The sequence below is a fragment of the Streptomyces atroolivaceus genome (assembly GCF_000717025.1).
Lineage (GTDB): Bacteria > Actinomycetota > Actinomycetes > Streptomycetales > Streptomycetaceae > Streptomyces > Streptomyces atroolivaceus.
In genome coordinates this window covers 251,280-275,445 of record NZ_JNXG01000018.1, presented here as the reverse complement: position 1 = coordinate 275,445, position 24,166 = coordinate 251,280, and the positions used below count along the sequence as shown (strand labels likewise).

The window sequence follows — 24,166 nt, the reverse complement described above, 5'->3', positions numbered from 1 at the left end:
GGTCTGGCGACTGCCATAAGACGCTGGTGACCGGCCCGATGATCTGAGCACCTGCGGCAAGGCACTGTTGGACGGTCGGGCCCGCGAGGTCTACCGCCTGCTGCTTCGTCCCCGTGGCGGTCGAGATCTGCACCTATATCAGTCCGTCGAAGCGGTGCCGAACGACAGACCCGACCGGCAGACGTGAGAACGCCCCCTCGACCTCCCCAGGTTTCGGGCGCGCCCTTCATTCCTGCTCCAGGAATGATCGTCCCGGCTTCTGCCACCCGGTACACCGGTCGCCCACACTCGATCTCTCAAGACAGGCCCACCAGCCAGGAATCCGACGGTGACACTTCGGCCGGTTGCTGTGCCGCACCGATCGGTGCGGCACAGCAACCGGCCGAAGTGTCACCGATTTCGGCTCAGTTCATGCACTAGGCCAGCAGAGCACCGAGGACCATGCCGCCGACCAGGCCGAGCCGTGCCCTGCGGTGCACCGTGGGGCTGCTGCCCGGTCGGTCGGTTGCCATACTGCGTGGTCATCTGCCTCTCCTTCGAGCTATCGCCCTGAGACCCGGCCCCGAGTGGGCCGGCCCACTCTACGGTTGCCCCCAATCACCCCGGAAACACAGCCACTTGAGTCTGCAGCCGCCGCGCTCGAAGTGGGCGCCGTACTGGCCCGCTCCACTGCTCGCAGACGGCCCGGTCGGTGGGGACGAGTGGAGGCCGGCAGGCAGAGGGGTCTACTCGTGGTATCCGGGACCGGGTCACGGCTTCCTCAACTCCGGCACGGGCGGCGACGAGAACTGTCTGATGGCCGAGGAAGCGGCCGGCTTCCTTGCCGGGGTGTCGACTGCGGCTCGTCGGCACCATCCCGAGCCCGACTGGCGCACTACGGCCACCAGCGTGGCCACTGACCTGTGCGAGATGTTCCTGCGCCGCCCCTGGCTGGTGCGGGCGTTCGCCGCGCACGGCCTCTACGGCGAGAACAAAGCCCGCCACGACGACCACGGCCCGGCTGCAAGCTCTGTTTGACGGTCCCAGCGGCAAGCATCGCCAAGACAGCTGTAGGTGACCGGTGTTCGCCCGGTCAGAAGGACACGGTGGGCCGGCCGCTCTGACGCTCAGCTGACCGACTACGGCGCTCAGTCCCACTTGCTGTGACTGAGCACTGATTCTGTTCGATGAGTTCTGGAGTTGTCGTCCTGAGCACTCCGCATGGCCGGCAGGGTGGCGTTCGCGTGGGCTGAGCCGGGGTGTTCGCCGTTCGTCCCTCTTCCCGGAAGGGGGCGTTGTCAGTGGCTGCTGGCAGGGTGCGGGCATGACGGATGGCGAGAGTGCCCGCATGAGGCGGATCTTGAGCGGGTTGCCGGCGGCAGCCCGAGAACTGCTGTCGGGGACGGACTGGGAGTCTCTCCAGCACGCCTACGGCTCCGCCGAGGACATACCGGTCTCCCTGTGCTCCCTCGTGGACGAAGATGCCGAGGTCCGGTCCGAGGCGTTGGCCGCGTTGGACATGGGCGTGTTGCACCAGGGCTCGCTGTACACCGTCACCGCGCCCGTGGCGCTGTTCGTCGCCGCGATCCTCGACCACCCCATGGGTCTCGCCGAGCACGAGGGGCACTTTCCGTGGGACGGTGGGCCGCCGCGCAGCTTGCGGGCCGCCCTGCTCGTCTGGCTGGGGCAGGTTGCCGAGTCGGCCGCCTACGGGGAGGATCTGGTGCGCGACCGAACCGACTGGCAGTGGGCGCCCTGGCACGACGAGACGCGACGCGAGCAGGACCCGGAAGAGCTCGCCGCACTGCACGCGTGCCGGGAGGTTCGCCCAGCCCTCTACAACGCCGTCGAGCCGTTCCTCTCCTCTCCCGATCCCCACGTCCGTGAGGCCGCGCGCGGCGCCGCAGTGCCGCTCCTCTCCGCCCCAGGGCTCGCCGACCGGGTACCGCGGGCCGCCGCACTGCTGCGGGCCCGCCTTGGCGCAGGGGCGGGGCGACGGGAACGAGCGGGTGTGGCGCGGGCGCTCGGCATGTGGGGGATGGACACCTCCGACCTGCTTGCCGACTCCGACCCGGCCGTGCGGGTCTGCGCCGCGCTCGGTCCCGCCCGTAGTGATCGGCCACGCGCTCTTGCCGTCCTCCTCGACGCGCTGCGGGACCCGCGAACGACGGACGGATGGTTCCTCGAGCCGCTGCCCGGGCTCGACGGGTGGTTCCGGTTCACCGTGCTGCGGTCCGCGCTCGCCCTGGCCGAATCGTTCGAAGAGGTGGCGCCGGTGGCCGTCGCCATCGTGGCCGCCGGCGGCATGTCGGTCACCGACCACGAACGCGGGCCAATCCTGCTCAAGGCCTTCCACGGTGGCTATGACCCGGCCCACCCACTGACCCCAGCCCAACGCGACCTGTTGCGGGCCTTCGTGGACACCGACGAGGTGACGGGCGGCATCGCCGGGAACGGATTGTGGTTCCGCGCGGCCGGGCTGCCCGAGGACCGGGAAGGCATCGAGGCGTTGCTGTGACGTGGCTGCCTTCGAGTGGCCGGCTTCGCGGCCTGCCCGCGCTTCACCCGGCGGGCCGGTCAGCGGCACCGGCCTGGCTGGGCCTACATGTCGGCAACGAGGCGGTTGCGTCCTCTTATCGTTCCCCGGCGAGGACCTCATGGTCATTCCGCTCGACTGGGTGAACCCGGGGCCCCTCGTGGCGATGAGCCTGCGGGCATCCACTGGTCTATCTCTTGAGGGGGACAACCGACTCATCGGGAGTGAGCCATGGGCCTTATCCACATCGAGCTGTTCGCGACCCTCGACCTTGTCGGGCAGGCGCCCGGCGGACCCGACGAGGACCCGGTGGGGTTCCCGTTCGGCGGCTGGCAGGCGCCCCTGTTGGACGAGGTCACCGGGGCGCAGGTCGGTACCGCTTACGAGGGCACGGACGCCCTCCTGCTTGGCCGGCGGACGTACGACATCTTCGCCGCCTACTGGCCGGACCAGGAGGGCGGTGAGGACAACGAGATCGCCACACTCTTCAACAGCGTCCCGAAGTACGTGGCCTCTCGCGGCAGGCCAGATCTCTCGTGGGCCGGGTCCGAGCAGCTCGGCCCGGATCTCGCCGACTCGGTGCGCGGGATCCGTGACCGGCACGAGCACGTGAAGGTCGTCGGGAGCCTGAACCTCGTCCAGAGCCTTCTGCGGGAGAAGCTCTTCGACCGTCTCGACCTCTGGCTGCATCCGATCGTGCTCGGCGTCGGGAAGAAGGTGTTCGACGATGGCGCGGTGCCCACCAACGTCACGCTCCTCACACCTCCGGTAGCCAGCCCGAAGGGCACCGTCTACCTGCGCTACGGGCTCGCCGACGGCACTCCCGCCACGGGGGACATGAGCGCGCCCGACCGAGGTGCCGGGGACCACGATTGAGGCCGCCCTCACCGTGCTGCGGCCTCTCCGGCCCAGGGCCGGGTGGGTATCTGGGGTGGCCGGCATCCCCGTGCCCGTTCCGCAGCGGAACGGACCCGTTCAAGCTCGGGGTTCCGGTCCTTCGTACGATCAGGATACCCAGGGGCCTGGGTGTGGCTTGAGCGCTCCTGCCGCGGTCGTGGCTTGACTGATGTGCCGCCCAGTGCCCCGCGACGACACGGCCACTCGTCTCAAGCAGACGGTGCTGGCGGGGCGGGGGCGCGCCCTACCGCACGCCCGCAATGCGTGGATCGCGTCCAGCAGGGACATGAGCTGGGTGACGTCATGGCGGTTCCCACTGACTCCCCCAGTTCCTGCGCCCCCCGTAGCCGCTATGAGGCACGCGTCGGTCTCCGCCCAGGCCGGCTGCAACTCGCCTGCAGCATCATCCGCATGAGATGACTCGAACCGCACTCGAAAACGATCAACAGGTGAGCCGCAGGCTGCCCGCGAGCCGGGACGACCCCTGGAATGCGCCGTTCAGGGGCAGTTGTGGGCGGCGAGGACTGGGTAGTCGGTGTAGCCGGTGGGGCCGCCGGTGTACATGGCGTACTTGGCCCGGACGGGATTGACGGGCGCGCCGGTGCGCAGTCGTTGGACGAGGTCGGGGTTGGCGAGGAAGGGTCGACCGAGGGCGATGAGGTCGGCGCCGGCGGCCATGAGGCGTTCGGCGGCGTCCTTGCCGCCGTCGGCGGGGATCTGGTCGGCGGGCAGGACCGGGTTGGCGATGAGGGTGCCGGGCCAGATGTCGCGCAGGCGGTTGAAGAGGGCCTGGGCGGGGGTGGCGAAGGCGAGGTGGAGGTAGGCGAGGTCTTTGTCGCCGTTGGCCTCGAGGAGTGCGGGGTAGAGAAGGTTCGCGTCGGTGTCGGTGATGCCGTTGACGGTGTTGCCGGGCGAAATACGCAGGCCGGTGCGGTGGGCGCCGATCTCGGCGATGACGGCGTCGATGACCTCGGTGGTGAAGCGGATGCGGTTCTCGATACTGCCGCCGTAGGCGTCGATGCGGTGGTTGGTGTTGGGGGCGAGGAACTGGTGGAGCAGGTAGCCGTTGGCGCTGTGGACCTCGACTCCGGCGAAACCGGCGTCGACGGCGCGGCGGGCCGCTGCCGCGAAATCGCGGACCGTGTTCCGGATGTCCTCGGCGGTCATTTCACGCGGGGTGACGGCCGCCTGGCGTCCGGTGGGGGTGTGGATTGTCTCGGGCAGCGGGATCGGCGAGGGTGCGATCGGGGTGAGGCCGCTGTTGTCGGGGTGTCCGACGCGCCCGCCGTGCTGGATCTGCAGGAACATCGGGCCGCCGCCGGCCGCCTGTACGGCTTTGGTGACCTGGCGCCACCCGGCGGTGTGGGCGTCCGTGTGCAAAGCGGTGATGTTCGGGTAGGTCTGGCCGACCGCGTTCGGGGTCGATGCTTCGGCGATGATCAGTCCGGCCGAGGCACGCTGGGCGTAGTACTCGGCCATCAGCGGGGTGGCAGTACCGTCGGCCTCGGCGCGGTTGCGGGTCATGGGGGCCATGACCAGGCGGTTCGCAAGCGCGTGAGCCCCGAGGCGGGCGGGGACCAGGAGGGGGAAGGTGGTTGCTTCGAAGGTCATGCCGTTACCGTAGAACTTGACACCGATGTAAGGATCAAGCGGCAATGTTGTGATGTGCATCATGCGAATCGATCCGCTGGACCCGGGCAACCGTCGTCTCGCCGTGCTCCCGATGCCCGCCCGGGGTTCGCCCGGCCGACAGCAGCGGCCCCGCCGAGACGGCGGATACATTCCTGGTGGACGAGCTGACGGTGGAGCGAGCCCGAATCGATCGCATGATCAACGTCCTGCAGCGCTCCCGCTCCCTCCTCGACAGCGTCATCGCCGCCGCCGCAGAACCGTAGGGGAGGTCCGGCAGACGCCCCCGGCGTGACCCGGGCGGCGCCGACCGCGATGACCCAGGAGATGACCGGCGGGCGCCCTGCGTAACTGGCCACACTTTGGAGACCGCCGGGCGGTTCACCAGGGCACACCGGCGCACACTCTGACGGCACCCGGACCACGACCCCCCGGACTCACCGAGCTGGGCTTCTGACCTGGAGTTGTCCACAGGCACCACCACCCCTCTTGCCAGAACCCCCCGCCCCCTGAATTACTGCTCCCAGGAGGCGACCGAATGGTCGGTCGCCGGTCGGCGAAGGGAATGATCCGTATGAGCGCGGTGCTTGACGCCGGCGAGAGGCTCGGCCGCGAGGAGCTCGAAGTCCTGCAGTTGGAGCGACTGAGGACCTCGCTCCGGCACGCTTACGAGAACGTCGCTTTCTACCGTGCGGCCTTCGACAGGGCGGGGCTGCGCCCCGAGGACTGCCGTACGCTCGCCGATCTCTCCCGTTTTCCGTTCACCGTCAAGGGTGACCTGCGCGACAACTACCCGTTCGGGATGTTCGCCGTCCCCGAGGACCGGGTGCGGCGGATCCACGCGTCGAGCGGTACGACCGGCCGGCCCACGGTGGTCGGATACACCGAGCGTGACCTGGACACCTGGGCGGACGTGGTCGCCCGGTCGATCAGGGCGGCGGGCGGGCGCCCTGGCCACAAGGTCCATGTGGCTTACGGATACGGGCTGTTCACCGGAGGGCTCGGCGCACACTACGGAGCGGAACGCCTCGGCTGCACCGTCATTCCGGCGTCCGGGGGCATGACGGCACGCCAGGTCCAGCTGATCCAGGACTTCCGGCCCGAGATCATCATGATCACACCGTCGTACATGCTGACCCTGCTGGACGAGTTCGAGCGCCAGGGTGTCGACCCCCGTTCCACCTCACTGAAGGCCGGCATCTTCGGAGCCGAGCCGTGGACCGAACGGATGCGGACCGAGATCGAGGAGCGGTTCGCGATCGACGCCGTCGACATATACGGGCTGTCGGAGGTGATGGGCCCAGGTGTGGCCCAGGAGTGCGTCGAGACCAAGGACGGGCTGCATATCTGGGAGGACCACTTCTACCCCGAGGTCGTCGACCCGTTCACCGGGGAGGTCCTCCCGGAAGGGGAGGAGGGCGAGCTGGTCTTCACCTCTCTCACCAAAGAGGCCATGCCGGTGATCCGCTACCGGACCCGGGACCTGACGCGGCTGCTCCCGGGCACGGCACGTGCCTTCCGGCGTATGGAGAAGGTCACCGGGCGCAGTGACGACATGGTGATCCTGCGCGGCGTGAACCTCTTTCCCACGCAGATCGAGGAGATCGTGCTGCGGACCCCGGGGGTTGCGCCGCACTTCCAGCTGCGGCTGACCCGGCAGGGGCGGCTGGACGCGCTGACCGTGCGGGCGGAGGCACGGGCAGGTGCGACCACGACCGAGCGTGAGGCGGCCGCGCAGTCGATCGCCTCGGCAGTGAAGGACGGGGTCGGCGTGAGCATCGGGGTCGAGATCGTCGATCCGGAGACACTGGAGCGGTCGGTCGGCAAGATCAAGCGGATCGTCGACCTGAGGAAGGCCGACTGACGGAGTCTCCCAGGACGCTGTGGCAACTTAGGAGCGCCGTATCGGCCGAGGCGATCAACGCGAGGCCGTCATGGTGGCGAAGACCACGACGTTGTCCTGGTAGCCCGACCTCCTGTCGTAGTCGCCCCCGCAGGTGATCACCCGCAGTTCCGGCCGGGCGGAGCCACCGTAGACCTTCTCGTCCGGGAAGTTCTTCTTGGCGTAGACCTCGACGGCGTACACCGTGAACACGGCGGTGCGCCGGTCTGCACGGAGGACCTCGACGGTGGCGCCCTTCCGTACCGACCCCAGCTTCTGGAACACGCCGGGCCCGACGCGGGTGTCGACATGCCCGGTGGTGACGGCGGTACCCACGGAGCCGGGCACTGTTCCGCCGGCGTACCAGCCGGCCGGCACGGGATCGTTGTCGGGCGGAGGTTCCAGGGCCCCCGCCGCGTTCAGGGCGAGCTTCATCATCGGCGCGTCCACCTCGATGGCCGGGATCCGCAGCCGCAGCGGCGTCGAGGGCGGCAGCGGCTGCACGGCAGGGCGCGGGACGGGGCCGCTGCGACCGGGTGTGAGCGGTTCCGGTGCCAGGTAGGCGGGTGCCGGCGGGGGCCCCGCGGGGTCGACGGTGGCGCCCGCCGCGGCCGTGGCGGCGGGCAGCGCGGGGGTGGCTGCCGCACTGCCGGTGACCGGTGGCCGTGGCGGCCGGTCGTCACTCATTCCGCCGATCATCAGTGCCGCACCCGCCACCGCGGCCCAGACGAGGTGCTTGGCCTTCGGGAACGACGGGGGTGGCGTGCTTGTCGTGCGCCCGGTCTCCATCACGTGAGCCTCTGGATCGCAGCGGGTGGGGTGGGGGCGCCCGCGGAGCCTGGCCGGCAGGACTTCCAGGCCCGCGGACGTGAGCCGTACGGTCAGGAACGGGCCGCGGCGGTTCGGCGGCGCATCCTGACCACTCCCCCGGCCACCGCAGCGGCGAGCAGCACACCGCCCGCAGCGAGCTGTGTGCCCTGGCCGGAGGGCGCCCCCACGCCGGCGTCGATCCCGCCCTTGGGGACGCGGTGAGCGATCCGGTACGTGTCCGTGATCTTGATTCGTGGCGGGCACTTCACGGTGACCGTGTCCGTCCCCGGCTGCGTGCCCGTGGGGATGACGAACACGCCGACGAGCACGCCCTCCCGGTCGCCTTCGAAGAGGTGGAAGGCCCCTGCGGCCTCCGACGTGCCCTTGCCGTAGGTTTCCTTGCCGCAGGCTCTGGTGCTGACGGTGACCTGCGAGCCCGGCGAGGCCTTCGCCGGGCTGATGCGCATGGTCTGTTCGCCGGCGGGGTCGGCCGCCGCACCCGCCACCGGGGCCGCGAGTGCGAGAGAACCAACGGCCAGACAGATACCAGCGCAGATACGCGTGTTACGCATGTGGATCCTCCATCGGGAGCAGGGTCCGGCCGGTGTGCGCGGCACCTCTGCTGTGCTCCGATCCCGAGGCAACCGACAGGCCGTCAGCCGCGCAACACGAGGCGCTGCTCCACACGTCACCCGCACAGGCCTGTGATGCGGCCACCGGAGGACCGTTTACGCAGGTCAGTCGATGCGGGGCGCGAACTGGGGAGGGATCGCACAGAGGTCGGCGAACGGGCTAAGCGGTCCACCGGCCGCTCTCGCGTGACCAGACGTGCCGTGCCACTCTCGGCGTTGCCGCACGCGGGCGCGCCGCGCGCCCCGGGAAAGCCGGTCCGCGCGCCCGGGAAACCGTTCCGCGCCCCGGGGGAACCGTTCCGCCGTCCGAGGACGGCAGAACTCAGCATCAGCCGGGAGGGCTCTGCGTGGCCGGCGGTCGCCTCCGCTGCAGCAGGTCGGACACGGCGCCGACGGACGGAACCTCGCCGGAATCTGACCGGAGACCGGGCTCGCGAGCGGAAGGGGGCGCGAGCGGAAGGGGGCGCGACGACCGGGGTGCGGAGCCGGGCGGACCGGCGCAGGCGCTGCGGGGCCCGGCCTCCGTTCAAGGCCTCGGTGCGGCAGGCGGCCGAGCAGTTGCGGTGCCGGATTCCGAAAACCGGTCCCGCAGCTCCCTCTTGAGGATCTTGCCACTGGCATTGCGTGGGAGTTCACTGACGACAATGACCCTTTTCGGGGCCTTGAAGTGGGCGAGTTCTCCGCGGGCGTGCTCGATGAGCTCGGACTCCGATGCCGCGCTCCGGAGCACCACGACCGCGGTGACGGCTTCGATCCAGCGCGCGTCCGGCAGTCCCACCACAGCTGCCTCCGCCACGGCGGGATGGGTGTAGAGGGCGTCCTCCACCTGCCGGGACGCGACGAGAACGCCTCCCGAGTTGATGACGTCCTTCACTCGGTCGACGACCGTGAAATAGCCCTCGGAGTCGCGTACGGCGAGGTCGCCGGAGTGGAACCACCCGCCACGGAAGGCCTCCGCGCTTTCCTCCGGCTTGTCCCAGTAGCCCTGGCACAGCTGAGGGGAACGGTAGACCACTTCGCCCGCCGTACCGTCGGGCACCTCCTTGCCGTGCTCGTCGACCACCTTCGCGTCGACGAAGAGCACGGGCCTTCCGCACGAGTCCATCCGCCCTTCGTGCTCCTCGGGACCGAGGACGGTGGCGAGGGGGCCGATCTCGCTCTGGCCGAAGCAGTTGTAGAACGCCAGGTCAGGCATCCTCTCCCGCAGACGCTCCAGGACGGGCACGGGCATGATCGATGCTCCGTAGTACGCCTTGCGCAGGGCTCCGAGTTCCCTGGTGACGAACTCCGGATGGTTGGCGAGTCCGATCCAGACGGTCGGCGGCGCGAAGAGGCTGTCCGCCAGGCCCGCTTCCACCAGATCGAAGATCCGGCCGGCATCCGGGGCGTCGAGGATGGTGTTCTCGGCGCCCACCGCCAGATAGGGCAGCAGGAACACATGCATCTGTGCGGAGTGGTAGAGGGGCAGCGAGTGTACGGGGCGGTCGCCTGCGCACAGGTCGAGAGCGGTGACGGCGCTGACGTACTCGTGGACCAGTGCACCGTGCGTCATCATCGCGCCCTTGGGCTGGGCAGTCGTGCCGGAGGTGTAGAGCAGTTGGATCAGGTCGTCCGCGCCGGGCTCGTGTGCGGGGGTGAAGGGGCGGGGGGTGTCGAGCTCACCGAGGAGGGAGTCCGGCGCATCGCGCAGCGGCCGTGTCGTGTGGCCGGCCGGGACGTGCGGGGCGAGGCCGGGGTCGGTGAGGACGAGTGTGCTGCCGGACTGGCGGAGGATGTACTCCAGGTCCTCGCCGGTGAGGTTCTGATTGACCGGCACATGAACCAGCCCCGCCCGGGCGCAGGCCAGGTAGGCGATCAGGTACACATCGGAATTGTGGGCGTAGGAAGCCACCCGGTCGCCGGGGCGCAGTCCGTGTGCGGCGGTCAGCACGGCGGCCGCCGTGCTGACCGCCTCGTCCAGGGCGGCGTAGGTCCAGGACCTTTCTGCGTAGCGTACGGCGGTGCGCCCGGGGGTACGCCGTGCGCTGCGCGTCACGACGCCGTCTACTGTGCTGCTGCGTACACCTGTCATGGCGTGATCCTGGGTGGCGCGTCGCCGGGGGTCAAGGGCCATGAGTGCCTGTGTCGGGGCGCCTTGTCCCCGTAGCTGCGACCGGACCCGTCGAGGCGGACCGACGCCGTACGGCCACGGCTGATGAACGCCGCATGCGGTCCGGGGGCACCACCGCCTGACATGGCATCAGTTTCTTTGTTCCGCGAGGGACCCCACGGGCGGCGGCAGTGCCAGTAATCTGCCTCGGCAGGAAGTTTCATCATCGGACGAGAATTCGAAAGTTACTTTCGCGCTGGTGCTTTCGACATGAAGGGGAAGGGGTTCCGGATGGCCGGGGACGTGTCGGACCGGGGAATGAGCCGTCGGAGGATGGGCGGCGGGATACTGGCGCTTGGTGGAGCGCTCGCCCTCGCACCGATCCCCCTCGTGGGAGCGGCGGGAACGGCGGCCGGCGCCGGGCGGGACACGGGAGCGGGTGACGGGACGGCTATGGGACCGGGGGCGGGCAGACCCACGCTGCGCCGGGGTAGCCCCGCACGCGCCGGGTTGCTGGACGAGCCGCTGGACCGCCTCGTGTCCGATGCGGAGGCGTACCTCGCCGCCTCGCCCGCACACCCCTGGTACGCGGGCGCCGTGCTGCTGGCCGGGCGCGGCGGCACCGTGGCCCTGCACCGGCCGATCGGCAAGGCGGTGCGCTACGCGGCCTATGACGAGAAGACCGACACCGGGGTGGAGTTCCCCGCGGAGCAGCAGATCGCCATGGCGGAGGACACCGTCTTCGACCTGGCCTCGGTGTCCAAACTGTTCACCTCGATCCTCGCCGTGCAGCAGATCGAGCGAGGCGCACTGGAACTCGAGGCGCCTGCCGCCTCCTATCTCCCCGACTTCGCCGGCGGGGGGAAACAGGACATCACGATCCGCCAGTTACTCACCCACACATCGGGCTTCCGGGCCTGGATCCCGCTCTACAAGGAGCCGACCCGCGAGGGGAAGCTGCGGCTGCTCTGGGACGAGATCCCGGCCTCGGCTCCCGGCACGAAGTACCTCTACTCCGACCTCAATCTGATCTCGCTCCAGCTGATCCTGGAGAAGATCACCGGCCGTCCTCAGGACGTCCTGCTCCGTGAGGAGATCACCGCTCCGCTCGGGATGCACCGCACCCGGTACAACCCGCCCGCCTCCTGGAAGCCGAAGATCGCCGCCACCGAGGACGCCCGGCTGCCCTGGTCCGGGCTGGATCGCGGGCTGGTCTGGGGCGAGGTGCACGACGAGAACGCGTACAGCCTGGGCGGGGTGGCCGGCCACGCGGGAGTCTTCTCGTGCGCCTGGGATCTGGCCGTGCTGGCCCGCACGCTGCTCAACGGAGGGACCTACGGGGCGTCCCGGATCCTTTCCGAGGAGTCCGTGGCGTTGCTGTTCACCGACTTCAACACCGCCTTCCCCGGCGATGAGCACGGCCTGGGCTTCGAGCTCTACCAGCACTGGTACATGGGAGCGATGGCCACTCCGCGCACTGCGGGACACACGGGTTTCACGGGTACGAGTCTGGTCCTCGATCCGACGACGGACTCCTTCCTGATCGTTCTGGGAAACTCCGTCCACCCGGTACGCACGTGGCGTTCGGGCAGCGCCCCGCGGGTCGCGGCGGCCAACCGGATGGCGCGCGCGGTACCCGTCCGCCCGGCCCGGGGACGCGCCGCCTGGTACTCCGGCATGGCGAGCGCGTCCACCACGACGCTCACGCTCCCCGCGCTCCGCCCGGTGTCCTCCCGCGCGTCGCTCAGCTGCGCCCTCTGGTGGGACACCGAACCGGCTTCGGACGTCCTCCGCCTGGAAGCGTCTTCGGACACCGGGATGACGTGGCAGCCCGTGCCCTTCACCACCGCCCCGGTGCGGGGAGATCACACCGCGGACTCCCGGCCCCACCCGGACGGCTCGGTCTCCGGCTGGTCGGGGCGCGTCTGGCACCGTCTGGAGGCGGACCTGAAAGCCTGGCGGGGCACCGACGTGCGGCTCCGCTGGCGATATGTGACCGACCAGCTGTACGTCGGACGCGGCGCCTACGTGGACGAGATCCGGGTCGAGGACGGCAGCCGTACGCTTTTCGACGGGAACCGGCGCGGCGACGCCGAACGCATCGAGGCGACGGGATGGGCCGTTTCCTCCGACTGAGCGGCCGGCCCACTGACCGACCGGCCCCCGGCGGGGTGGGCGTCCCTGCCCCGACCGCCGGGCCCGGCATGAGCGATGACGGGTTCCGGCAGCTCATCGACGAGTGCGGCCCCTCCGCCCACGCCTCCCGAGGCAGATCAGCTCCCTGACGCGCCGACAGCCCGCTCGGCGTACGCGGGCCGGTCTCATAGCTGCGGTGGTCAAGGCATCGCGGGTCAGCCCTCCCGGGCCCTGTGAAGGCGGGACCGCGAGGCGTACGGCCGTGGACTGCCGGCCCATGCGTCCCTGCATACCCGGGCCGCGGTCTCACGGCCGGCCACCCGGGCCGCGGTCCTCACGCCCGGCCGTGTCGGCTCCGAGCGTGCACTTCGGGCCCCCGAGCGGCTCGTGCCGCTCGTTGACGACCTCGCGTCCGGGCCGGGGCTCTGCTCCGCGTACCCGACGACGCCAACGAACACCTCACCGGCGGCGAAGGGGCCGCGACACCCGTTGTGCAGGTGAGGTCGCGCCCACCCTGATCCATGTCGAAAGTTTCGCTCCTCGCCGACAACAACCCTCGCGATACCCAACCCGGTCACGGCAGTCGCCACGCAGTGCGGAACAGCAGGACCTCGTACAGAGCGGGTACCCCCGCAGAATGAAAGGCCAACTGCCATCAAACGAGCGGGAGTTCGCTCGGAAATGTTTCGGAAACAATACGTTGACGTGACTTCTCGTGAAGCGCATACTCTCCCTCGCTCCCCTTGTAGCGCGGCTCGCCCTCCCGTCGGCCGGTACGCCCTTCTGGAGCGTCCGTCAACGGCTGCACAGCACCTCGAACGGTCCGAATCCCCTGTCCGGGCACCCAGTTCGGCCCGCCCGGCAACCGGAAGAAGAGGCTGGAAACGTGATGGCCCAGATCCCCCCGGGCAGCATCCCCGCCCGCACCCACCCGTCGGCGCGCGCGAGACGGGCACTGTCGCTCCTCACGGCGGGTGTCCTCGCCGCTGCCGGCGTCGTCGCACTCGCCGGCAACGCCCAGGCCGTCGGCGCTCTCGGCGACGCGGCGGCCGCGAAGGGCCGCTACTTCGGTACGGCGGTGGCTGCCAATCACCTCGGCGAAGCGGCGTACGCGTCCACGTTGAACGCCCAGTTCGACTCGGTCACGCCCGAGAACGAGATGAAATGGGACGCCCTCGAGAGCACGCGCGACTCGTTCAGCTTCGCGGCAGCCGACCGGATCGTCGGTCACGCTCAGAGCAAGGGGATGAAGGTCAGGGGCCACACCCTCGTGTGGCACTCGCAGCTTCCCGGCTGGGTGGGCGGCCTGGGCGCCACCGATCTCCGCTCGGCGATGAACAACCACATCACCCAGGTGATGACCCACTACAAGGGCGAGATCCACTCGTGGGACGTGGTGAACGAGGCGTACCAGGACGGGAGCAGTGGCGCGCGGCGCAGTTCGCCGTTCCAGGACAAGCTCGGCAACGGCTTCATCGAGGAGGCGTTCCGCACCGCGCGGACGGTCGATGCCGACGCCAAGCTCTGCTACAACGACTACAACACCGACGGTCGGAACGCGAAGAGCAACGCCGTGTACGACATGGTCAAGGACTTCAAACAGCGCGGAGTCCCGATCGACTGTGTGGGCTTCCAGTCGCACTTCAACAGCAACTCGCCGGTTCCCTCCGATTTCCAGGCCAATCTGCAGCGCTTCGCCGATCTCGGTGTCGATGTGCAGATCACCGAACTGGACATCGAGGGATCCGGGTCGGCCCAGGCCGCGAACTACACGAAGGTGGTGAACGCCTGTCTGGCCGTCACACGGTGCACCGGCATCACCGTCTGGGGTGTCACGGACAAGTACTCGTGGCGCAGCAGTGGCACGCCGCTGCTCTTCGACGGTGACTACAACAAGAAGCCCGCCTACGACGCGGTGCTCGCGGCACTCGGCGGGTCGAGCGGAGGCGGTGGGGACGGCGGCGGCACCGGGGCCTGCACGGCGACGTACACCCAGACGTCGACGTGGAACGGCGGGTACAACGGCCAGGTGACCGTCAAGGCCGGCGGTTCGGCGATCACCAACTGGACGGTTCCGGTGACCGTCCCGTCACCTCAGAAGGTCTCTGCCGTCTGGAACGGTACGCCCTCCACGTCAGGCGACGTGATGACGGTCAGGCCCACCTGGAACGGATCACTGGCGGCCGGTTCCTCGACGACCTTCGGGTTCACCGTCACGACGAACGGCGGTACGTCGGCACCCGCCGTCGGCGCCTGCACGGCCTCCTGAACGAGCCGTACCGTCCCCGTCACCAGGAAGGCTCCCGGCCGGCACGGAGCGCGACGGGGCCCGCACGCCTCTTCGTCCGCCCGGCCGGGCGGAACGGGACGCGACCGGCGGCCCGCCCCTCCGAAGCACTCCGCCCCGCCCGGTGCTCCGACCGGGCGGGGCGGAGTGTCCCCGTCGCCGGGAGACCGGTCGCCACGACGGTGTCACTCGGCCGGCGAGGCATGCGCGAGGCTCTCACGGGGGTGCTCGAGGTGCGTCACCGGCCCAACGCCGCCATGGCGGCGTTGTGGCCGGGCACCCCGCTGACCCCGCCGCCGCGCACGGCGCCCGCCCCGCACAGCAGGACGTTGGCATGTGCGGTCTCCACTCCCCAGCGGCCCGTCTCCTCGGTGGCGTACGGGAAGGAGAGGTCTCTGTGGAAGATGTGGCCGCCTGGAAGCATCAGGTCCCGCTCGAGGTCGAGGGGGGTCTTCGCCTCGATGCACGGTCGGCCCTCGGCGTCGAGGGCCAGGCAGTCGGCGACCGGCTCATCGAGATGGGCGTCGAGTTCGGCCAGGGTGGCATCGAGCAGGGCTGTGCGTGCCGCCTCGTTGTCCGCCGTGAAGAGCCGGGCGGGGGTGTGCAGGCCGAACAGGGTGAGCGTCTGGTAACCGCGGGCCGCGAGGCCGGGGCCGAGGATCGACGGATCGGTCAGGGAATGGCAGTAGATCTCGGAGGGCGGGGCGCCGGGCAGGTGGCCCGCCGCCGCCTCACGGTAGGCGGTGGCCAGTTGCTCGTAACCCTCGGCGATGTGGAAGGTTCCGGCGAACGCCTGGTGCGGGTCGACGGAACGGTCACGCAGCCTCGGCAGCCGGGTGAGCAGCATGTTCACCTTCAGCTGGGCGCCCTCGGCCGGTGCGGGAGGCTCCTGGCCGAGCAGCGCGGCCAGCGCCTGCGGCGACGCGTTGACCAGGACCCGGCGTGCGCCGACGGTGTGCTCCCCGCCGGGTGAGCGGACCGTGACCTCGGCACGGGTGCCGTCGGTCTCGATGCGGGTCGCCTCGTGCAGCACGCGGATCTCGGCGCCCGCGGCCCGGGCCGCGTCGGCCAGGGCGTCGGTGAGCGCCCCCATACCGCCGACCGGGACGTCCCAGTCCCCCGTGGAGTTACCGATCACGTGATAGAGGAAGCAGCGGTTCTGGAGCAGGGAAGGGTCGTGGGCATCGGCGAAGGTGCCGATGAGCGCGTCGGTGAGCACGACTCCGCGTACGAGGTCATCCGCGAAGGTCTCTTCGACGGCGACGCCGATCGGCTCCTCGAAGAGCATGCTCCAGGCGTGCGCGTCCGCCACGCGAGCTCGCAGCTCCTCACGGGCCGGCAGGGGTTCGGTGAGCGTCGGGAACACCCGCTCGGCAACGCGGCCCGTCATCCGGTAGAAACGCTCCCAGGCCTCGTACTCCCGGCCGTCGCCTGTGAGTGCGGCGAAGGAGTCCCTGGTGCCGTCACCGCCGACGAGCAGTCCGGTGGGCCGGCCGCCGCGCAGCGCCGGGGTGTACGAGGAGACAGTGCGCTTGCGCACGGCGAAGTCGATGCCGAGTTCCCGGACGATCTTCTGCGGGAGGAGCGAGACGAGGTAGGAGTAACGGGAGAGCCGGGCGTCGATCCCGTGGAACGGCCGGGTCGACACGGCCGCTCCCCCGGTGCCGCCGAGCCGTTCCAGGACGAGTACGGACTGTCCCGCGCGGGCGAGGTAGGCGGCGGCGACCAGGCCGTTGTGACCGCCGCCGACGATCACCGCGTCGTAGGCGGCATGCGTGGGTGCGCCGGGTGAGGACGTCTCGTCTGCGGGCATGCCCCTTCGTAACACGGGATGATCGCCTCTGGACAGGGGGCGGCCCGGCGGACGGGCGCGGACGCGGACGCGTTTGCCCGCCGGACGCGGACGCGGAAAGCGGTGGGTCGTCCGGCGGCGCTGTGGCAAGGTGCGGACCCGGAAGGCGTCCTCACACGCACGTCACCGGAAACGCGTCCTCACGCGCCTGTCACAGGAGGATCCATGAACACACCGGCCCGCTTGGTCCCGTTGCTGAAACAGTTCGACCAGGCACGCGAGCGGCTCACCGACCGGCTCACGGGCCCCTTCGTGGACAGTGGCAACGGCACGGAGGTGGCGGTCCCCTCGTTGACCGACGAGGAGTACCGGTGGGAGCCGGTGCCGGACAGCTGGTCGGTCCGCCTCCACAGCGCGGGGCCGGGGCCCGGCGCGACCCTCCTGACGGGCGCGGGTGACTGGGGACGTGACACGGCGCCGTTCCCGCACCCTTCGCCGCCCCCCTTCACCACTCTCGCGTGGCGTCTGAGCCATCTCAGCGAGCTGTTGGCGCTGCGCGCCGACCACACGGCGGGGAACCACAGCCTGACCCGCGCCGACCATCGCGTGGCAGGGGACGCGGCGGGGGCGCTCGCGGACTTCGAGGCCTCGGCGGCCGCGTGGCGTGCGGCGCTGCTCGGCGCCGACGACACCGCGCTCGACACGGTCGGGTACAGCTCCTATCCGTACGGCAGCGACCCGGAGGATCCCTTCGTCGACGTCGTCTGGTGGGTCAACCAGGAGTTGCTCCACCACGGTGCGGAGATCGCGCTGCTGCGCGACCTCTACCGCGCACGGGGTCACGGCGCCTGACGGTCAGTGCGGTGGCATCGCACGCTGACGGCGCAGGTCTGCGACCCGCCGGTAGAGGTCCACCGCCTCCGTGCCGCGGCCGAGCTGTTCCAGGCAGTGCGCCTCGTCGTTGCGGCTCGCGAGGGTGTCGGGATGGTCGGCGCCCAGGACCCGTTCGCGGATCTCGGCGACCGTACGGTAGTCGGTGAGTGCATCGGCCCAACGGCCGAGCCAGCCCAGCCCGACGGCCACCTCCCGGCGGCTGACGAGGGTGTCGGGGTGGTCGGGCCCCAAGGTCTGTTCCCGGAGCGCGCAGACCTCGCGCGCTTCGGCGAGCGCCTCCTCCCAGCGCGCCATCCGCCCCAGGTTGACGCCGAGGCCGTGCCTGGCGCGCAGCGTCTCGGGGTCGGCGCGGCCGCCGACCCGTGTGCGGTCCTCGACCAGGGCGCTGTAGAGCTCGAGGGCCTCGGCGCTGCGACCCAGACGGCCGAGGCTGATTCCCACCTCGTAGCGCGCCGAGAGCGTGTCGGGGTGGTCCGCGCCGAGCACGGCGGCGCGGGCCTGCGCCACTTCGCGGTAGGTCATGAGGGCCTCGTTCCAGCGGTCCAGCCGGCCGAGTGTGTACGCCACTTCGTACAGCGTGACCAGGGTGTCCGGATGCGTCTCGCCGAGCAGGCGGCCGCGGGCGTCGGCCACCTCACGGGCCATGCGGTACGAGTCCTCCAGGCGGCCCAGCCTGCTGAGGTTGAACGCGAGGTTGTGGCGGCATCGCAGGGTGTCGGGGTGGTCCGGACCCATGGAGCGCTCCCGGGAGGCGAGGACCGCTGCGTAGACCTGGTGGGCTTCGAAGTGCCGGCCGAGCTGGCCGAGCACGTACGCCGTCTCCTGCCGGGCCGCGAGGGTCTCGGGGTGGTCGGGGCCCAGGGCGCGTTCGCGGCCCTCCGCGACCTGGCCGAACTCGCGCAGCGCGTCGGCCGCGCGTCCGGTGCGGCTGAGGGTGAATCCGACCTCGTACCTGCTGGCGAGGGTGTCGGGGTGGTCGGGGCCGAGCGCGAGTGCGCGATCGGCCGCTACCGCGCGGTGCACGTCGCCCGCCTCCTCCCAGTGGCCCAGGCGCCCCAGGTTGAGCCCGGCGCTGTGCCGGCCCGCCAGGGTGGCGAGCAGTTCGGCGGACGGAGTCGGGCGGGCCGGCCCCGCGGACGGGAAACCGCCGGTGAGGACCTGACCGGTCCCGGTGGTCCACGCGCCGGTCAGCAGCGCCGCGTGGTCGATGGCGGCCGTCCCTGGATACGCCGCACCGGTCGCCTTGTGACCGGTGGTCATGTTGCGGGTCCAGGAAGGGAGCCGCGCTGCCCTGCCACCGGGGTGCCGGACCGGCACGGGCGGGGCGAGCCGGAGCCCTCCGGCCTCGGGCTGCTCGCCGGTGCGCCCGAGTGAGATGCGCTGCCGCAGGTCGCCCGCGTCGGCCGGGCGCTCGCCCGGCGTCTTGGCCAGCAGGTCCAGGACGACCTCGTCGAAGAAGCTCGGGAGTTCGGCCCGGTGGGTGCGCGGCGGCTCGGGGACGGTGTCGCGGTGTCCGACGAGCACGGCCCACGCGTCGTCCATGTCGAAAGGCGGTACACCCGTGGCGATCTCGTACAGGACACAGCCCAGGGAGTAGAGATCGCTGCGGTGGTCGACCTCCCCGCCGCTGATCTGCTCGGGCGACATGTAGTGCGGGGTGCCCATGGCGATGCCGGTGCCGGTGAGGCGGGAGGTGAATCCGATGTCGTGGCCGAGCCTGGCGATGCCGAAGTCGCAGATCTTCACGGCACCGTCGTCGAGACGCATGATGTTCGCGGGCTTCAGGTCACGGTGGACGATGCCCTGCTTGTGGGTGTAGCCGAGGGCGTCGGCGACCTGTTCCGCGATGTCGACGACGTCGGCCACCGGGAGCGGGTGCTGCTTGTTGTCCTCCAGGAGCTGGCTGAGGTTGCGCCCCTCCAGGAGTTCCATGACGAGGTACAGGACGCCGTCCGACTCACCGAAGTCGTGGACGACGGTCACGCCTCGGTGCTGGAGCGCCGCAGCCACCCGTGCTTCTCGGCGGAAGCGCTCGCGCAGTATGCGGGTGAAGGCCTGATCGTGCTGCGGCCCCATCGGTTTCAGACATTTGACGGCCACCTGCCGGCCCAGCGACTCGTCGCGCGCACGCCACACCTCGCCCATGCCTCCGCGCCCGATCAGATCGAGCAGCCGGTACCGGCTCTGGATCAGCCTGGTGTCCGCCATCGCCTGTTGTCGCCCCCGTCTGCTCGGCTGCTCACTGCTCCTGCTGCGCCCTCCCCGGCCCGTCCAGTATGGCTGCCTGACCGCGGAGTTTGTACGGGGCGGGTCGGCTGCCGGGGCCGAGCCGTGCCATCGCCTTCACGATATGCCCGGGCGGCAGGCGCCAGCGGAGGCGGGCGGGGATGCAGCGCAGGGTGGTTCCCATGGTGCGCAGACGGCGGTCGACCGATGCCGGGGGCGGTGCGGCTCTGCCGTACAGCTCATGGGCGTATGCCGGCAGGGAGTCGTAGGCGAGTGCGGCCACGCGCCGCCAGATCAGGGCACGGGCCGGCTTGAGCAGGGCGGGGACCGGCGGGCTGCGCAGGAAGTCGTCGACGTCCGACGCCTCGGCGCCGACGGCGAGCAGGGGCCGCGCCTGTTCGAGGGGACGCGCGAGGAGGCGCGCGCAGCGCTCCGGCTCCGGGCAGAGCGTTTCGCCCCGGCACCCGGCCCCACGCACGGCCGGGACGCGCAGGTGCCCGAGGTGCCGTCCCGGGCCGGCCGGGACGACCTCCCCTGAGACGGATCAGCGCTTGACGGCCCGCAGGACCACGAACTTCGGGTCACCGGCGACGGTGACGCAGTTGCCGAAGATCCGGCGCAGCTGGGTGTGGTAGCCGAGGTGCCGGTTGCCGACGACCCACAGCTCCCCACCCTGGCGCAGCGCGGCTCGTGCGCCGTGGAACATGTTCCGCGCCGTGGCGTCGGTGACCGCCTGGTGCGAGTGGAACGGCGGGTTGCAGAGGACGAGGTCCACGCCCTCCCGGGGTACGTCCGCCATCCCGTCGCCGACCAGGAAGTCGGCCTCGGCGTCCGGCCCGGCGTTCTCGTGGAAGGTCGCTTCGGCGGAAGCCACGGCCTGGTACGACTCGTCGATGAAGGTGACGGCGGCGGCGGGGTTGGCGAGTGCCGCCGCCGTACCCACGACGCCGTTCCCGCAGCCGAGGTCGACGACGCGGTCGGGCCCCGTCCGCTCCGGGAGGTGCTTCAGGAAGAAGCGGGTGCCGATGTCCAGGCGTTCCGCGCAGAAGATCCCGGCGTGATTGGTGACGGTCCGGCCGGAGACCGCACCGACGTCGTCGGGTAGCTCGTAGCGGAGCGGCCAGGGGCTGGGGGCCCTGGGCAGGGCCGGATCCGGGGTGCAGAAGATGAGCCGCGCCTTCTTCACAGCGAGGGACGTCCGGGTGGGCCCGATGATCCGTTCGAAGAGCTTGAGCGTGGAGGTGTGGATCTCCTTCACCATGCCGGTTCCGATGACGACGGTCCCGGCGTGGACGGCGGGCGCCAGTCGGTGCAGTTGGTCCTCCAGGAGCGCGAGGCTCTTGGGCACCCGCACGAGCAGCAGGTCCACACGCTCCGGCGGGGTGTCGCGTACCGACAGCATGCGCACGGAATCCGGGGCTGCACCGTTGCGCGCCAGGTTGGCCTCGGTGGCCCGTCGGGCGAGATACGAATCGGTGATCTGGACAGGGCCGTGCGCGGCCAGCACGGTGGCGAGGGCACCCCAGCGGTCGCCGACCACGGCCACGGTGCCGGCCGGAGGGACCGGCTCGCTCCCTTCCGCTCCCTCCAGCCGCCGCAGCAGGTACTCGTCGGCGGCGTCCCACGCACGGAACGGATCACGCGGGTTCTCGGGAAAGCGGGCGAGGTCGAATTCGCCCTGCGACGTCGTCAAACGGTTCATATTCCGTTCAGGCTAACCGAGTGGCGGGGAGCGCCCCACACGCTCCCCGCCCAGGGGTGTCCCGCAGGTCCTACGGGAGCCGCTTGTCCATGGCCGAACGGCCCTCCTCGGAAAGCCGGCGCTCTGCCCACTTCAGGCTCTCGGGGGTCAGGTCCCGCCCGGAGGCGAGCACCAGATCCTCCGCGGTGGGCTGATCGTTGCCGCCGGTGTGCAGCAGACGGTCCGGAGTCACTCCCCGGACTTCCGGCACGGATACGGATACGGATTCGGACTCTTCGCTCATACCGCCTCCTCGTCCTTGCGGCAATTCTCGCGCCGGGGCGGCATCCGCGCATCCGATGCCCCGTAGGCCAGGCCCGAGCTGTCACTTGACTTGCACATGATGAATACGCAACGTTCACACGACCGGCACCGTGCGTGTGGAAGCCTCTCGACCGAGCAGACAACGCACGGCCCTCACGACACCGTTCCGCCACCCCGGAGAGGACACCCCCCATGTCCAGTCGTCGCCGCTTCTACGCGCGTCCACTATTCGCGACAGCCGCCTCGATCGCCGTTCTCACCGGCGTCGCGACCACCGCGCCCGCCGCCACCCCCACGACACCCCCGGCCGCCGCCGTCGACGACACCTACTACCAGGGCGCCCTGGGCAAGACGGGTGCAGCGCTCAAGAGCTCGCTGCACACGATCATCAGCGACCAGACCACGCTCTCCTACAGCCAGGTCTGGGACGCGCTCAAGGCGACCGACGAGGACCCGGCCAACTCCTCCAACGTGATCCTCCTGTACACCGGCCGCTCCCAGTCCAAGACGGAGAACGGGGGCAATACCGGCGACTGGAACCGGGAGCACGTCTGGGCCAAGTCCCATGGTGACTTCGGCACCTCCACCGGCCCGGGTACCGACATCCACCACCTGCGTCCGGAGGACGTCCAGGTCAACTCCACCCGCGGCAACAAGGACTTCGACAACGGTGGCGGCACCGTTTCGGGAGCCCCCGGCAACTACACCGACAGCGACTCCTTCGAACCGCGTGACGCGGTCAAGGGTGACGTCGCCCGGATGATCCTCTACATGGCGGTGCGGTACGAAGGGAACGACGCCTTCGCCGACCTGGAGCCGAACGACCGCGTGAGCAACGGGTCCGCCCCGTACATCGGGCGCCTCTCCGTCCTCAAGCAGTGGAACCAGGAAGACCCGCCGGACAGCTTCGAGCAGAACCGCAACGAGGTCATATTCGACCGCTACCAGCACAACCGGAACCCGTTCATAGACCACCCCGAGTGGGTCGAAGCCATCTGGTAGAGGGCTCAGCCCGGCGCGGCCAAGGCCTGCGCGCAGTGCTCGGCGGCCTCCTCGCGGGAGCCGAAGCGCGGCAGGTCCTGGCCGGTGCGCTCCCGGACCAGATCCGGCGGGCCCAGCCGGTCGCCCGGATCGACGACGGCTGCGCGCCGGCCTTCCCGGGCGAGCCGGGACAGACCGGCGTGCAGCAACTCGAGGGCGACCGAGTCGGCGCCGGTCACCTCGCGCAGATCGAGAACCACTGAACCCGCCCGCTCCGGGCCCGACTCGTCCAGGGCGTACAGCACCCGCTCGGCCGCGGTGAAGTCGAGGGCGCCCTGGGCGGCGACGACCCCCACACGCCCTCGCAGCGCACGCTCCCGCCGCCCGGACGGCGCCGAGGGCAGCACATCGGCGGTGGTGACCAGCGTGACGGTCGAGCCGGGCAGCGCCGGGTTCTTCATGAGGTGGAGCCCGAGACGCTCCGAGAGTGCGCCGAGCGCGGCGTAACCGCGTACCGAGGTGCCTGCCGCGTCCAGCAGCGGGCTGTAGGCGGCCAGGCCGAAGCGGGCCGGCCCGGCGGCGATCAGGCCGCCCGACACACCGCTCTTGGCCGGCAGTCCGACCCTCAGCAGCCAGTCGCCGGAAGCGTCGTACATCCCGCAGGTCGCCATGACCGCGAGAACCTGCGCCGCGACCTCAGGTGGGACGACCCTCTCCCCGGTGACCGGATTGACCCCTCCGTGCGCCAGGGTGGCGGCCATCACGGCGAGATCGACGGCGGTGGCCCGCACCGCGCACTGCCGGAAGTAGGTGTCCACCGCGGCCACCGGATCCACGGGAAGGGCCCTCGCACTGCGGATCAGGTAGGCGAGCGCCCGGTTTCGGTCCCCGGTCGCGGACTCGGAGGCGTACACGTCCTCGTCGACATCCAGTTTCCGTCCGGCGAACCGGCTCAGGCAGGTCAGGATGCGGTGGAACGCGGGAGCCTCGCGGCTGTCGGGGACCAGGGCGGTGGTGACGATGGCTCCGGCGTTGACCATCGCGTTGGCGGGCCGCCCGGTCCCGGCCTCCAGGCTGATGGCGTTGAAGGCCTCACCGCTGGGTTCGGCACCCACCCAGCGGCTCACCTCCTCCAGGCCGAGCGAGGCCAGCGCCAGGGCGTAGACGAAGGGTTTGGAGACCGACTGCAGACTGAAGGGGGTGTCCGCCGCGCCCGCGCTGTAGGAGTGTCCGTCCATGCTGACGAGGGCGAGACCGAAGTCGTCGGGGTCGGAGCGGGTCAGCTCCGGGATGTAGTCGGCCCGCCGGCCTTCGCGTACACCGGCGAAGCGCCCGTGCAGATCGCGCAGAGCGTCCGTGACGGCCTCCGCGGCACTCACCGGGCACCGCCG

General features: G+C 70.6%; 17 protein-coding genes and 1 pseudogene. 8 read left to right on the top strand and 10 right to left on the bottom strand.

Annotation, left to right across the window (positions count from 1 at the left end):
• The first annotated feature begins 618 nt into the window (after positions 1 to 618).
• From OO67_RS38780 to OO67_RS30005, 3 genes are all read left to right on the top strand, one after another.
• On the top strand, positions 619 to 1,017 hold the full coding sequence (locus OO67_RS38780) for a hypothetical protein (protein ID WP_157841746.1): 399 nt from the start codon (positions 619 to 621) through the stop codon (positions 1,015 to 1,017).
• A 310-nt stretch (positions 1,018 to 1,327) separates the two neighbouring features.
• Positions 1,328 to 2,497: a HEAT repeat domain-containing protein gene (locus OO67_RS30010; protein WP_033305024.1), complete on the top strand. Its 1,170-nt coding sequence runs from the start codon at positions 1,328 to 1,330 to the stop codon at positions 2,495 to 2,497.
• 249 nt (positions 2,498 to 2,746) lie between these two features.
• Positions 2,747 to 3,391, top strand: coding sequence for a dihydrofolate reductase family protein (locus OO67_RS30005; protein ID WP_033304891.1), 645 nt, complete (start codon positions 2,747 to 2,749; stop codon positions 3,389 to 3,391).
• 519 nt (positions 3,392 to 3,910) lie between these two features.
• Here the strand turns inward: OO67_RS30005 and OO67_RS30000 are convergent.
• Positions 3,911 to 5,023 (bottom strand): alkene reductase, encoded by a 1,113-nt coding sequence (locus tag OO67_RS30000; RefSeq protein ID WP_033305023.1) that lies wholly within the window; start codon positions 5,021 to 5,023, stop codon positions 3,911 to 3,913.
• A 592-nt stretch (positions 5,024 to 5,615) separates the two neighbouring features.
• On the opposite strand from OO67_RS30000, the gene paaK reads away from it, so the two are divergent.
• A complete protein-coding gene (gene paaK / locus OO67_RS29990) occupies positions 5,616 to 6,905 on the top strand; it encodes a phenylacetate--CoA ligase PaaK (protein ID WP_033304890.1) in 1,290 nt (429 codons plus the stop codon).
• Between the two features lie 54 nt (positions 6,906 to 6,959).
• Here paaK and OO67_RS29985 read toward each other — a convergent pair whose 3' ends face one another.
• The 3 genes from OO67_RS29985 to OO67_RS29975 all read right to left on the bottom strand — a co-directional run bounded on the left by OO67_RS29985 (position 6,960) and on the right by OO67_RS29975 (position 10,436).
• On the bottom strand, positions 6,960 to 7,712 hold the full coding sequence (locus OO67_RS29985) for a class F sortase (RefSeq protein ID WP_033304889.1): 753 nt from the start codon (positions 7,710 to 7,712) through the stop codon (positions 6,960 to 6,962).
• Positions 7,713 to 7,804: 92 nt separating this feature from the next.
• Positions 7,805 to 8,305: a hypothetical protein gene (locus OO67_RS29980; protein WP_033304888.1), complete on the bottom strand. Its 501-nt coding sequence runs from the start codon at positions 8,303 to 8,305 to the stop codon at positions 7,805 to 7,807.
• Positions 8,306 to 8,891: 586 nt separating this feature from the next.
• Positions 8,892 to 10,436: a fatty acyl-CoA synthetase gene (locus OO67_RS29975; protein WP_033304887.1), complete on the bottom strand. Its 1,545-nt coding sequence runs from the start codon at positions 10,434 to 10,436 to the stop codon at positions 8,892 to 8,894.
• 309 nt (positions 10,437 to 10,745) lie between these two features.
• Here OO67_RS29975 and OO67_RS29970 point away from each other — a divergent pair, with 309 nt between their 5' ends.
• Together OO67_RS29970 and OO67_RS29965 are read left to right on the top strand one after the other, a co-directional pair.
• Positions 10,746 to 12,590 carry a serine hydrolase domain-containing protein gene (locus OO67_RS29970; RefSeq protein ID WP_033305021.1) on the top strand — a complete coding sequence of 615 codons (1,845 nt, stop codon included), beginning with the start codon at positions 10,746 to 10,748 and terminating at the stop codon, positions 12,588 to 12,590.
• Between the two features lie 889 nt (positions 12,591 to 13,479).
• Positions 13,480 to 14,859 (top strand): glycoside hydrolase family 10 protein, encoded by a 1,380-nt coding sequence (locus OO67_RS29965; protein WP_033304886.1) that lies wholly within the window; start codon positions 13,480 to 13,482, stop codon positions 14,857 to 14,859.
• Between the two features lie 256 nt (positions 14,860 to 15,115).
• Here OO67_RS29965 and OO67_RS29960 read toward each other — a convergent pair whose 3' ends face one another.
• Positions 15,116 to 16,690, bottom strand: coding sequence for a phytoene desaturase family protein (locus tag OO67_RS29960; RefSeq protein WP_033304885.1), 1,575 nt, complete (start codon positions 16,688 to 16,690; stop codon positions 15,116 to 15,118).
• A 204-nt stretch (positions 16,691 to 16,894) separates the two neighbouring features.
• On the opposite strand from OO67_RS29960, the gene OO67_RS29955 reads away from it, so the two are divergent.
• The gene (locus OO67_RS29955) at positions 16,895 to 17,521 is read left to right on the top strand and encodes a DinB family protein (protein WP_033304884.1); all 627 of its coding nucleotides are present in this window, start codon (positions 16,895 to 16,897) and stop codon (positions 17,519 to 17,521) included.
• Positions 17,522 to 17,524: 3 nt separating this feature from the next.
• Here the strand turns inward: OO67_RS29955 and OO67_RS29950 are convergent, their stop codons facing one another.
• The 4 genes and pseudogenes from OO67_RS29950 to OO67_RS29935 form a co-directional block, all read right to left on the bottom strand.
• Entirely contained in the window at positions 17,525 to 19,771 is a 2,247-nt protein-coding gene (locus OO67_RS29950) for a serine/threonine-protein kinase (protein WP_033304883.1), read from the bottom strand.
• A gap of 31 nt (positions 19,772 to 19,802) precedes the next feature.
• Positions 19,803 to 20,180, bottom strand: a pseudogene (locus OO67_RS29945) (oxygenase MpaB family protein); the annotation flags it as partial.
• 153 nt (positions 20,181 to 20,333) lie between these two features.
• Entirely contained in the window at positions 20,334 to 21,491 is a 1,158-nt protein-coding gene (locus tag OO67_RS29940; RefSeq protein ID WP_033304882.1) for a methyltransferase, read from the bottom strand.
• Between the two features lie 70 nt (positions 21,492 to 21,561).
• Positions 21,562 to 21,774, bottom strand: coding sequence for a hypothetical protein (locus tag OO67_RS29935; protein WP_033304881.1), 213 nt, complete (start codon positions 21,772 to 21,774; stop codon positions 21,562 to 21,564).
• A 212-nt stretch (positions 21,775 to 21,986) separates the two neighbouring features.
• Here OO67_RS29935 and OO67_RS29930 point away from each other — a divergent pair, with 212 nt between their 5' ends.
• A complete protein-coding gene (locus tag OO67_RS29930) occupies positions 21,987 to 22,796 on the top strand; it encodes an endonuclease I family protein (RefSeq protein WP_033304880.1) in 810 nt (269 codons plus the stop codon).
• Positions 22,797 to 22,801: 5 nt separating this feature from the next.
• Here OO67_RS29930 and glsA read toward each other — a convergent pair whose 3' ends face one another.
• The gene (gene glsA / locus OO67_RS29925; protein WP_033304879.1) at positions 22,802 to 24,154 is read right to left on the bottom strand and encodes a glutaminase A; all 1,353 of its coding nucleotides are present in this window, start codon (positions 24,152 to 24,154) and stop codon (positions 22,802 to 22,804) included.
• Positions 24,155 to 24,166 lie beyond the last annotated feature (12 nt).

What these genes read in the sequence shown, in the direction of transcription:
- OO67_RS29930 (WP_033304880.1), top strand. Translation starts at nt 21,987, where the DNA reads ATGTCCAGTCGTCGCCGCTTCTACGCGCGTCCACTATTCGCGACAGCC.
- OO67_RS29940 (WP_033304882.1), bottom strand. Translation starts at nt 21,491, where the DNA reads ATGAACCGTTTGACGACGTCGCAGGGCGAATTCGACCTCGCCCGCTTT.
- OO67_RS29950 (WP_033304883.1), bottom strand. Translation starts at nt 19,771, where the DNA reads ATGGCGGACACCAGGCTGATCCAGAGCCGGTACCGGCTGCTCGATCTG.
- paaK (WP_033304890.1), top strand. Translation starts at nt 5,616, where the DNA reads ATGAGCGCGGTGCTTGACGCCGGCGAGAGGCTCGGCCGCGAGGAGCTC.
- OO67_RS29975 (WP_033304887.1), bottom strand. Translation starts at nt 10,436, where the DNA reads ATGACAGGTGTACGCAGCAGCACAGTAGACGGCGTCGTGACGCGCAGC.
- OO67_RS29955 (WP_033304884.1), top strand. Translation starts at nt 16,895, where the DNA reads ATGAACACACCGGCCCGCTTGGTCCCGTTGCTGAAACAGTTCGACCAG.
- OO67_RS29985 (WP_033304889.1), bottom strand. Translation starts at nt 7,712, where the DNA reads ATGGAGACCGGGCGCACGACAAGCACGCCACCCCCGTCGTTCCCGAAG.
- OO67_RS30005 (WP_033304891.1), top strand. Translation starts at nt 2,747, where the DNA reads ATGGGCCTTATCCACATCGAGCTGTTCGCGACCCTCGACCTTGTCGGG.
- OO67_RS29970 (WP_033305021.1), top strand. Translation starts at nt 10,746, where the DNA reads ATGGCCGGGGACGTGTCGGACCGGGGAATGAGCCGTCGGAGGATGGGC.
- OO67_RS30000 (WP_033305023.1), bottom strand. Translation starts at nt 5,023, where the DNA reads ATGACCTTCGAAGCAACCACCTTCCCCCTCCTGGTCCCCGCCCGCCTC.
- OO67_RS29935 (WP_033304881.1), bottom strand. Translation starts at nt 21,774, where the DNA reads ATGAGCGAAGAGTCCGAATCCGTATCCGTATCCGTGCCGGAAGTCCGG.
- OO67_RS30010 (WP_033305024.1), top strand. Translation starts at nt 1,328, where the DNA reads ATGAGGCGGATCTTGAGCGGGTTGCCGGCGGCAGCCCGAGAACTGCTG.
- OO67_RS29960 (WP_033304885.1), bottom strand. Translation starts at nt 16,690, where the DNA reads ATGCCCGCAGACGAGACGTCCTCACCCGGCGCACCCACGCATGCCGCC.
- OO67_RS29980 (WP_033304888.1), bottom strand. Translation starts at nt 8,305, where the DNA reads ATGCGTAACACGCGTATCTGCGCTGGTATCTGTCTGGCCGTTGGTTCT.
- OO67_RS29965 (WP_033304886.1), top strand. Translation starts at nt 13,480, where the DNA reads ATGGCCCAGATCCCCCCGGGCAGCATCCCCGCCCGCACCCACCCGTCG.